The sequence below is a fragment of the Halorubrum sp. SD626R genome, from assembly GCF_001261915.1.
Lineage (GTDB): Archaea > Halobacteriota > Halobacteria > Halobacteriales > Haloferacaceae > Halorubrum.
Genome location: NZ_CVRT01000129.1, coordinates 1 through 8,428, shown reverse-complemented (window position 1 = coordinate 8,428; position 8,428 = coordinate 1). Strand labels below are relative to the sequence as shown.

The following is an 8,428-nucleotide window of genomic DNA, read 5'->3' as shown; positions in this document are numbered from 1 at the left end:
TGCAAGGGAACATGCCGCCCGAGGCACAGGAGAAGATCGAGGAGCTGCAGGAGCTGCAGGAGACCGCACAGCAGGTCGCCGAGCAGAAGGAGCAGGCGCAGTCCGCGCTCAACGAGTCCAAGACGGCCCTCGACGCCCTCGAAGACATCGACGAGGACGCCGGAATGTACCGCGAGATCGGCGAGGTCCTCGTCGAGACGGACTACGAGTCCGCCTACGACGACCTCGAGAACAAGGTCGACTCGCTCGAAGTCCGCGTCGAGCAGCTTCAGAAGCAGGAGGAGCGCGTCGAAGAGCAGTTCGACGACCTGCAGGGCGAGCTCCAGCAGATGCTTCAGGGCGGCGCCGGCGGCGGCGGTCCGATGGGTCCGGGCGGTCCGGGCGCGGGCGGCGCGTAAGCGGTCGATGAGCGACGAGCCGACGGACGACGAGGTGGTCCGCACCGCGGCCGAGGCCGCGGAGGGCGTCGTCTTCGCCCGCTACGACCAGTCGGCGGTGACGGACCTCGACGTCACGGTGACGTTCGAGGAGGGCGTGCTCGACGTCGACGTCTACCTGAACGCCCCCGAAGACCCCGACCCCGACGCGGTCGCCCGCGAGGCGGCCGAGACCGCCGGCGAGGCGGTCGACGAGCTGTTCGCGGAGTAGGCGGCCGTTTCCTCCCGTTTTTCCGCTCGATCAGTCCGAGAATCAGTCGATGAGACGCGTCTCGACGCCGGAACCGCCGGTTTCGGGTGCACGATGGGCACACCTCTCCCGTCACCGATAGCTATTAATCGAAGTATTGTGAACTGTTACCGCATGTCACGAAGCCACGGCGGAACGTCGGCCTTCGAGCGCCTCCGCGCGCGGCTCGACGAGCGGTCGCACGCCTGCGAGGACTGCGGATTCGTCGACGACGCGGGCGAGTGGGATGCGGTCACCACGGGCGCGACCGTCGAGTACCGCCGGGAATGTCCGGGCTGCGGGACCGAACACCTCCGGCAGTACCGGCTCTGAGACGGGGTTTTGAGAGCCGGCACCGATGTACGACGAGATCCTCTGTCCGACCGACGGAAGCGGCGGGAGCGACGCTGCCGTCGAGCACGCGTGCTACCTCGCCGAGCTAGCGGACGCGCGGATCCACGCGCTGTTCGTGGTCGACGAGACGATCGCGGGCGCCGACGGCTGGGACGTGGTCGTCGAGCGCGAGGAGGAGCGCGGCGAGAACGCCCTCGACGCGGTCGCCGCGGCCGGCGCGGAACGCGGCGTCCCAGTCGAGCGGCACCTCCGACGCGGCCGCCCGCACGAGGAGATCCTCGACGCGGCGGGCGACTACGCGGTCGACCTGATCGTGATGGGGACCCACGGCCGGACCGGCGTCGGCCGATTCCTCGCGGCCGGATCGGTCGCCGAGCGGGTGGTGCGACACAGCGAGGCGCCGGTGTTGACCGCGCGGTTGGCGGAGTGAACGGAGCTACGCCGACTCGCAGATGGAGACGAAGTTCTCGAAGACCTCCTCGCCGCGCTCGGTGTGCGCGACCTCCGGGTGCCACTGGACGCCGTACAGGGCCGCCTCGGGGTTCGACATCGCCTCGATACCGCAGACGTCGGAGGTGGCGACGCGGGCGAACCCCTCCGGGAGCGACTTCACCTCGTCGGCGTGCGAGGCCCAGACGCGGGTCTCCGGCGCGAGCGACCCGACCAGGGGGTCCGCGTCGTCGACGATCTCCACGTCGACGTCGGCGTAGCCGCCGTAGTCGCCGCCGCCGACCGCGCCGCCGAGCTCGGCCGCGATCAGCTGCATCCCGAGGCAGATGCCGAGGACGGGGACGTCCAGGTCGAGGTAGTCGGGCGCGTTGCCGACGCGGTCCATGTCGGGGCCGCCCGAGAGAACGATCCCGTCGGCCTCGACCGCGTCCGCCGGCGCGTCGGCGTCGACGATCTCGGTGTCGACGCCGATGTCGCGGAGCGCGCGCCGTTCGAGGTGCGTGAACTGGCCGTGGAGGTCGATGACGACGATCCGGGTCATGGCCTCGATTGACGGCTCCCGCACAAAAACGGCTCGGAACGGGTCACAGTAATGTGGTGGTTTCGCGGTTCACGCGGCCCTAGTAATACATAAACGCGGATCAAAACGGGGAGACGGCACGCGGAGAGCGCGCCGCGCTCCGGTCACAGGTCGAGCGGCCCGCGCTTGAGGAACTCCCGGAGCAGGACGGTCGCGTACGACCCGCTCGGGAGCGCGAACGCGAACCGCGGGTCGTACGCGACCGTCGCGTCGAGGTCGGTACGCAGGAGTATCGCCCGCCGGGTGCCCGCGGAGTCGAAGTCGCCGGGGAGCGCGAAGTCCCCGGGTTCGATCCCGGCGTCGGCGAGGACCTCGCGCTCGATCTCGCCGGGCTCGCCGTCCCCGATCTCGGTCTCCGTCCCGACGAGCGGCGCGGTGACGAACGCCCGCCCGCGCTCGCAGTGCCGGGTGACGGTGTCGACCCGGTCGTCGTCGACCCGCTGGAGCCGGTCGGCGTCGGGCGCGTACAGTTCGTCGGGCGCGTCGCCGTCGGCGAAGCAGACCACGTCGCCGGCGACGGGGCGGTCGAAGGGGATCCCGCGCCGGAGCCGCTCGCTCGCGATCCGGTTGAAGAGGAACGACTGGGCGGCGTTGACGAACAGCCGCTGGAGGTTGGAGGGGACGGCCTCCAGCGCGTGCCACCAGTCCTCGTGGTCGGGCGGCGCGTCTGGATCGACGCCGCGGTCGGCGAGCCGGTGGACCATCGACCGCTCGAACCGCAGTTTGCCGGGTATCGCGCCGAGGCAGGCGCCCCAGTCGCCGTCGCCGGTGCCGTCGGCGGCCGAGCGCTCCGCGTCGTCGACATCGGCGAGGACGGTCTCTCCGCCGGCGAGGTCGGGGTCCACGCCGAACGCCGCGTCGACGCGGTCGCGCGCGGCCCGGGTGTCGTCGGGCTCCGTCTCTGCGGGGTTGCCCGCGTACAGCCGGACCGCCTCGCGGGGGTCGTTCCGGGCGATCGCGAGCCCGACCACGTGGGTGACGGGCCGCCGACTGCCGAAGCGCTGCTGGCCGAAGTAGTTCGGGACGCCGACGGTCGCCTCGGTCGGCGGGTGGTCACCGCTCGGGGGGTCGCCCTCGCCGCCCGGGGAGTCGTCCTCGCCGCCCGCGAACGCCCGGAGGTCGCGGACCACCTCGGCGACGCGCTCGGGCGCCTCGTCGACCGCGTCGGCGACGCGGATCTCGAAGGCGTTGCCGGCGAGGTCGCCGAAGGAGAGCCGCCGTCCCGCGCGGCCGAGCGGCTCGATCTCGGCGCCGCGGATCGCGGGGAGGTCGTCGGGGTCGATCTCGCGGAGGGTGAACAGCTGTGTGGTGACGGCGCGCTTGTCCTTCGTCCCGGCCCACGAGACCCGCTCGCGGCTGATCCCGAGCGCGTCCGAGATCCGGCGCGCGAAGTCGTTCGTGTCCCAGTCGCGCAGCGTGACGCGGACGACGAGCTCCGGGTAGCTCCCGCGGTCGGCCCCGAGCGGCTCCGGGTCGAACGCCTCCAGCTCCCGGACCCGGAAGTCCTCGGGGGACTCCCGGAGCCGGCCGCCGATCCCGTCGGCGTCGCTGACGTAGGAGGCCATGCCGACCGCGCGCTCCGTGGGGTGCGCCTCGCGGAGGGTGGATTCGGGAGCCATTCAGTACAGCGAGAGGTCGCCGGTCACGCGGTCGACGCTGTCGTCGCGGGCGGGGCCGACCGCGAGCGCGGTGACGGTCCCCGGCTCCAGCTGGGTGTGGCCCGCGTCCCGGACGATCGCGTACGGTAGCCCCTCCGTCTCCGCCTTGTCGGCCAGCGCGAACAGCTGGCTCTCGGAGTCGCTCTTGAGCACGACCTTCTTCTGTCCCTCGCCCTGCCACTTCTTCCGGGCGCGCCGCGACGCGTCCTGGTACGCCGACAGCGACGCGTGCGCGACCTGCGCGGCGAGCTTCCCCTCGCCCATCCCGATGTCCGTCCGGGCGACGATGGCCTGTTTCATGTCACGTCCCACCGCCGCCGCGGGTTTAGCGCTTGTCTCTCGATCGCCGGGCCGGTGGCTTCCAAGCGGGGAGACGGGCGAAAAGCGAGATCGCAGAGAGGAAAGGTGACCGCGTCGTCAGTCGTCGGCCGGGGCCGCGCCGCGGGAGGCGGAGCCGAGACCGGACGCCACGTCGGCGATCGTCCGCTCGTTGTCGACGACCCAGCGCAGCAGGAGGAACGCGAAGAGGTACTTCGCGATGATGTCCATCCCGCTGTAGGCCCACGAGGTGATCGCGACGTCGAGCACGGCGAGGCCCTCGGCGCCGAGCGCCCAGAAGATCGGGTAGCCGAGCCAGAGGACCACGGTGAGCACCTTCAGCGTGTTGAAGATCTCCGCGGTGCCGGCGACCTCGGCGTCCTCGGCCCACTCGGCGAGGAGGATGTAGAGGACGACGACGAAGAAGGCGCAGCTGATGGCGTACCAGACCCAGCGCAGCATGTACGAGGACGTGGTCAGCGCGGCCGCGAGGCCGGTGACGCACATCCCGATGTCGGCCACGACGGCCGTGAACAGCTTAGCCATGTTCGTCCCGGCGAGGAGGCCGAGCGCGATGAGGATCATCGGCGTCGACAGCGCCCACGTGAGATACCGTCCCCACGGGGTGAGCACCTCCTGCCCGGCCAGCGCGTGGCCGGCCGGCATCTCAAGGAAGCTTACCGTGAGTCCGGAGACCAGGCCGGTGTAGCTGGAGATCGACACCAGCGGTACCATCAGCGCAGCGACGAAGATCAGCTGTGCGCGCGGGTCCTCCACGTTCCGCCCCATGTACACGAACAGGAGGATCGCCAGACCCGCGAGGGCGATGTTTATCCAGAGCGACGCGCTCAGGAGCGCGTCGGACTGGATCGCTTGGAATATCTCGGTCTGCGTCATTTCGAGCGGGACTGTTCCCCCGGCGAGTACGTCAGCCGCTGCTGTTTCGATCATGCGACACCGGAGGGTATGTGTCTATCTTATTAAAGGTGCCAACCTGACAGGTAAGGCTTTTCTGATGGATTTCGATCTCGAACTGAATTATTTGAGATGTTCCGATTATCCGGGAGAGAAGTGGACAGGGAACTTCGCGGTGGGGTTATCGGCGCCCGATCATCGGGAACCGGTCTAAGGGCCCGTGAGCGACGTCCGCCGCGACCGCCTCGGCGCAGTGTTCGCCGCTCAGCAGGCACATCGGGACGCCGATCCCGGGGTTGCTGCTCCCGCCGACGTAGTAGAGCCGGTCCGCTCCGCGGACCCGCGGGCCGGGGCGGAGCGGCCCGGTCTGCGTCACCGTGTGCGCGAGCCCGAGCGCGCTCCCGCCGGGCCGGTCGAACCGCTCCGCGAAGTCGGAGACGCAAGCCGACTCCTCGACGACGATCCGGTCGCGGAGGTCCGCCCCGGTGTACGACGCGACCGCGTCGAGGACGCGCTCCCGGAACGCGTCCCGGCGGTCGGGGTCGTCGTCGAGCCCGGGAGCGAGCGGGACGAGCGTCACGACCGCCTCGTGGCCCTCGGGCGCGACCGACGGGTCGGTGCGCGAGGGGACGTTCACGTACACCGTGGGGTTCTCGGGCCAGGCCGGCGACTCAAAGATCGCGTCGAAGTGGGGCTTCCAGTCGGTCGGCAGCGCGAGCGTGTGGTGCGCCAGCGAGTCGAGGGACCCCTCGACGCCGAGGTACAGCAGGTGCGCGCTCGGGCCGTACGTCCGGCGGCCCCAGTAGTCGCCGAGCCGCGACACCGCGCCGTCCGGGAGCAGCTCGCGCTCGACGTGCTCGGGCGGCGCGTTGCAGACGACCCGGTCGTGGACGTAGCGGTCGCCGCCGAGCTCGACGGCGATCCCGTCGGTCCCCGGCTCGATGCCGGTCACGCCGACGCCGGTGTGAACGTCGGCCCCCCGCTCCGTCGCGACCGACTCGATCGCCTCGATCACCTCGTACATTCCGCCGAGCGGGTAGTACACCCCGAGCCCGAAGTCGACGTGGCTCATCAGCTGATACAGCGCCGGGGTGTTGTACGGCGAGCCGCCGAGGAAGACGAGCGTGTACTGCAGCAGCTGCCGGAGCTTCGGGTGGTCGACGTACGACCGCACGCGTTCGTCGAGCGTGCCGAGCAGGTCGAGCTTTCGCCCGCCCGCGAGCACGTCGGTCGACAGGTAGTCGCGGAACCGCGAGCGCCCCGGGAGGACGAAGCGGTTCATGCCGACCTCGTACGCCGTCTCCGCGTCGTCGAGGTACCGACGGAAGGCGTCGCCGGCGCCGTCCTCGTACGACTCGAACAGCCCCGCGGCCGCGTCCGGATCCGCGGGGACGTCGACGCGGTCCCCGTCGTCCCAGAACACGCGGTAGTGCGGGTCGAGCCGCTCCAGCTCGTAGAAGTCGCTCGGCTCGTGACCGAACCGTTCGAAGAAGCGCTCGAAGACGCCGGGCATGAGGTACCAGGAGGGGCCGGTGTCGAACCGGAACCCGTCGCGTTCGAGCCGGCCGGCGACCCCGCCGACGCGCTCGCGGCGCTCGTACAGCGTCACCTCGGCCCCCGCGTCGGCGAGGTGCGCGGCCGCGGAGAGCCCGCCGAGGCCGCCGCCCACGATCCCGATCGACACCTCGTCGAGCCCACGCGCTGTCATCGTCGATCGAAGGGCGGCCGGCCGGGAGAGTCGTGTCCGTCCCACGACGGGGCTTTATCAATCGCCCGCGGACCGCCGGATCCGGACGTACTCGTTCGGGACCGTTTTTTTACCGGTTCGCGGACAGTATTCGAACATGTCGCGGGGGTCACGTCGCCCGGCGTCCGCCGACGATTCGACCGATCCCGTCGCCGGCGATCCGCCCGACGGGAGCCCGCCCGTCAGCGACCCGTCCGACGGCGACCCCGACGGCGCGATCGTCGAGGGGGCCGTCGGCCGGTCGGGGGGCGTCCGCGCCCGACTCGCAGTCCGCGACCCGCCGCACGCGCCTGTGGCGGACGCGCTCCCCGACGGGGCGGTCGCCACGGACGTGGAGCGCGTCCGCCTCGACGACGCCGTGGTCTCCGAGTTCCGCACCGACCGGGAGATCGGCGCGGAGCCCGTGTTCGCGGCCGACGGCGAGTACGTCTACCGGACCCGGAGTCCCCCGACGGAGCCGTACCCCTGTCGGTCGATCGAGTCGCTCGGGCACCCGGTCTCGGACGTCACCGTCCGGACGGGTCCCGACCGGATCCTCCTCACGCTCTCGCTGCCGTCGGTCGACCCGATCGACGAGATCGTCGAGACCGTCGAGGCCACCGGGGCGTCGGTCACGCTCGAACGGCTCACCCGCTCCGGCGGATCGGCCGACTGCGACCCCGTCGTGATCGACCGAGGACGGCTGACCGACCGACAGCGCGAGGTCGTCCGGACCGCCCAGCGGCTCGGCTACTTCGAGTACCCACGGGGGGCCGACGCGGAGGCGGTCGCGGCCGCCGTGGGGATCGCGCGCTCGACGTTCGCCGAGCACCTCGCGGCCGCCCAGCGGCGGGTGTTCGACGAGCTCGTGGACCCGTGACGAGCGCCGCTCCGCCCGGGGGCCGGCGCGCGACGAGGGCGCTCGCGGAGGCCGAGCGATTCCCGCGCGGTGGGGCGAACCGCGGTATTGAAACGCGCGAGGTCCCAACCGGCGGTATGCACCGCAGACGGTTCCTCGGACGGGTCGGCGCGGCCGGACTCGGGACCGGATCGACGGTCGCGCTCGCCGGCTGCGCCGGGGTCGGCGGCGAGCCGGACTACGACGTCGGGATGGTCGCGTCCGCCTACCGCCCCGCGGAGCTGACCGTGTCCGTCGGCGACACCGTCGTCTGGGAGAACACGAGCGCGCGAGCGCACACGGTGACCGCCTACGAGGGCGGGATCCCCGACGCGGCCGACTACTTCGCCTCCGGCGGCTACGACGACGAGGAGACCGCCCGCGAGGCGTGGGCGTCCGACTTCGGCGGGGGGCTGGAGAGCGGCGACCGCTACTCGCACACCTTCGAGGTCGCCGGGCGCTACGACTACGTCTGCGTCCCGCACGAGACCGGCGGGATGTACGCGACCGTCTTCGTGGAGGAGTGATGCGCCGGAACTCGCCGCAGTCCGGCGGCACCGCCCCCGACGAAACCCATTACCGCCCGCGACGCCAAGGCGCGGTAACCGATAGCTCATGAACGTCTCGACGCTCCTGGGGACCGACGTCCTGCTGTTCCTCGCCATCGGGCTGCTCGGCGGCGCCCACTGTATCGGCATGTGCGGCCCGCTCGTCACGGTGTACGCCGGCCGGATGCGAGAGGGGGGCGGCCGGACGGACGGCGGGGGCGCGACGAGCGGCGGAGCCGGCGGCGCCGCGTCGGCCTCGGCCGACCGCCGGGGCGGCCACCTCTCCACCTACGAGGTCCGCCAGCACGCCCTGTT

Annotated in this window: 12 protein-coding genes; 7 read left to right on the top strand and 5 right to left on the bottom strand. The window is 71.5% G+C overall.

All coding sequences use genetic code 11. From position 1 onward, the window contains the following. Window positions 1-11 precede the first annotated feature (11 nt). From SD626R_RS13000 to SD626R_RS12985, 4 genes are all read left to right on the top strand, one after another. Complete coding sequence (locus SD626R_RS13000) at window positions 12-398, top strand: prefoldin subunit beta (RefSeq protein WP_092566772.1); 387 nt, start codon at window positions 12-14, stop codon at window positions 396-398. Between the two features lie 7 nt (window positions 399-405). Continuing rightward, window positions 406-648 carry a DUF3194 domain-containing protein gene (locus SD626R_RS12995; protein WP_092566771.1) on the top strand — a complete coding sequence of 81 codons (243 nt, stop codon included), beginning with the start codon at window positions 406-408 and terminating at the stop codon, window positions 646-648. Between the two features lie 153 nt (window positions 649-801). Then, a complete protein-coding gene (locus tag SD626R_RS12990) occupies window positions 802-999 on the top strand; it encodes an HVO_0649 family zinc finger protein (RefSeq protein ID WP_092566770.1) in 198 nt (65 codons plus the stop codon). Window positions 1,000-1,024: 25 nt separating this feature from the next. Beyond that, window positions 1,025-1,450: a universal stress protein gene (locus tag SD626R_RS12985; RefSeq protein WP_092566769.1), complete on the top strand. Its 426-nt coding sequence runs from the start codon at window positions 1,025-1,027 to the stop codon at window positions 1,448-1,450. A gap of 6 nt (window positions 1,451-1,456) precedes the next feature. Here the strand turns inward: SD626R_RS12985 and SD626R_RS12980 are convergent, their stop codons facing one another. The 5 genes from SD626R_RS12980 to SD626R_RS12960 all read right to left on the bottom strand — a co-directional run bounded on the left by SD626R_RS12980 (window position 1,457) and on the right by SD626R_RS12960 (window position 6,649). Further along, window positions 1,457-2,011 (bottom strand): GMP synthase subunit A, encoded by a 555-nt coding sequence (locus SD626R_RS12980; RefSeq protein WP_092566768.1) that lies wholly within the window; start codon window positions 2,009-2,011, stop codon window positions 1,457-1,459. A 143-nt stretch (window positions 2,012-2,154) separates the two neighbouring features. Then, window positions 2,155-3,669: a tRNA pseudouridine(13) synthase TruD gene (truD, locus tag SD626R_RS12975; protein WP_092566767.1), complete on the bottom strand. Its 1,515-nt coding sequence runs from the start codon at window positions 3,667-3,669 to the stop codon at window positions 2,155-2,157. Beyond that, the gene (gene pth2, locus SD626R_RS12970; protein ID WP_092566766.1) at window positions 3,670-4,008 is read right to left on the bottom strand and encodes a peptidyl-tRNA hydrolase Pth2; all 339 of its coding nucleotides are present in this window, start codon (window positions 4,006-4,008) and stop codon (window positions 3,670-3,672) included. It lies immediately after the preceding gene. A 117-nt stretch (window positions 4,009-4,125) separates the two neighbouring features. Continuing rightward, a complete protein-coding gene (locus SD626R_RS12965) occupies window positions 4,126-4,923 on the bottom strand; it encodes a bacteriorhodopsin (RefSeq protein WP_092566765.1) in 798 nt (265 codons plus the stop codon). Window positions 4,924-5,122: 199 nt separating this feature from the next. After that, a complete protein-coding gene (locus tag SD626R_RS12960; RefSeq protein WP_092566764.1) occupies window positions 5,123-6,649 on the bottom strand; it encodes a phytoene desaturase family protein in 1,527 nt (508 codons plus the stop codon). Window positions 6,650-6,785: 136 nt separating this feature from the next. On the opposite strand from SD626R_RS12960, the gene SD626R_RS12955 reads away from it, so the two are divergent. The 3 genes from SD626R_RS12955 to SD626R_RS12945 form a co-directional block, all read left to right on the top strand. Then, the gene (locus SD626R_RS12955; protein WP_092566763.1) at window positions 6,786-7,547 is read left to right on the top strand and encodes a helix-turn-helix domain-containing protein; all 762 of its coding nucleotides are present in this window, start codon (window positions 6,786-6,788) and stop codon (window positions 7,545-7,547) included. 116 nt (window positions 7,548-7,663) lie between these two features. After that, window positions 7,664-8,092: a plastocyanin/azurin family copper-binding protein gene (locus SD626R_RS12950; protein WP_092566762.1), complete on the top strand. Its 429-nt coding sequence runs from the start codon at window positions 7,664-7,666 to the stop codon at window positions 8,090-8,092. 88 nt (window positions 8,093-8,180) lie between these two features. Beyond that, a partial coding sequence (locus SD626R_RS12945; RefSeq protein WP_141651438.1) for an urease accessory protein UreH domain-containing protein occupies window positions 8,181-8,428 on the top strand: 248 nt, incomplete at its 3' end.

Bases quoted from the DNA above. Each gene is read 5' to 3' on its own strand.
- SD626R_RS13000 (WP_092566772.1), top strand. From the start codon at position 12: ATGCCGCCCGAGGCACAGGAGAAGATCGAGGAGCTGCAGGAGCTGCAG.
- SD626R_RS12995 (WP_092566771.1), top strand. From the start codon at position 406: ATGAGCGACGAGCCGACGGACGACGAGGTGGTCCGCACCGCGGCCGAG.
- SD626R_RS12990 (WP_092566770.1), top strand. From the start codon at position 802: ATGTCACGAAGCCACGGCGGAACGTCGGCCTTCGAGCGCCTCCGCGCG.
- SD626R_RS12985 (WP_092566769.1), top strand. From the start codon at position 1,025: ATGTACGACGAGATCCTCTGTCCGACCGACGGAAGCGGCGGGAGCGAC.
- SD626R_RS12980 (WP_092566768.1), bottom strand. From the start codon at position 2,011: ATGACCCGGATCGTCGTCATCGACCTCCACGGCCAGTTCACGCACCTC.
- truD (WP_092566767.1), bottom strand. From the start codon at position 3,669: ATGGCTCCCGAATCCACCCTCCGCGAGGCGCACCCCACGGAGCGCGCG.
- pth2 (WP_092566766.1), bottom strand. From the start codon at position 4,008: ATGAAACAGGCCATCGTCGCCCGGACGGACATCGGGATGGGCGAGGGG.
- SD626R_RS12965 (WP_092566765.1), bottom strand. From the start codon at position 4,923: ATGACGCAGACCGAGATATTCCAAGCGATCCAGTCCGACGCGCTCCTG.
- SD626R_RS12960 (WP_092566764.1), bottom strand. From the start codon at position 6,649: ATGACAGCGCGTGGGCTCGACGAGGTGTCGATCGGGATCGTGGGCGGC.
- SD626R_RS12955 (WP_092566763.1), top strand. From the start codon at position 6,786: ATGTCGCGGGGGTCACGTCGCCCGGCGTCCGCCGACGATTCGACCGAT.
- SD626R_RS12950 (WP_092566762.1), top strand. From the start codon at position 7,664: ATGCACCGCAGACGGTTCCTCGGACGGGTCGGCGCGGCCGGACTCGGG.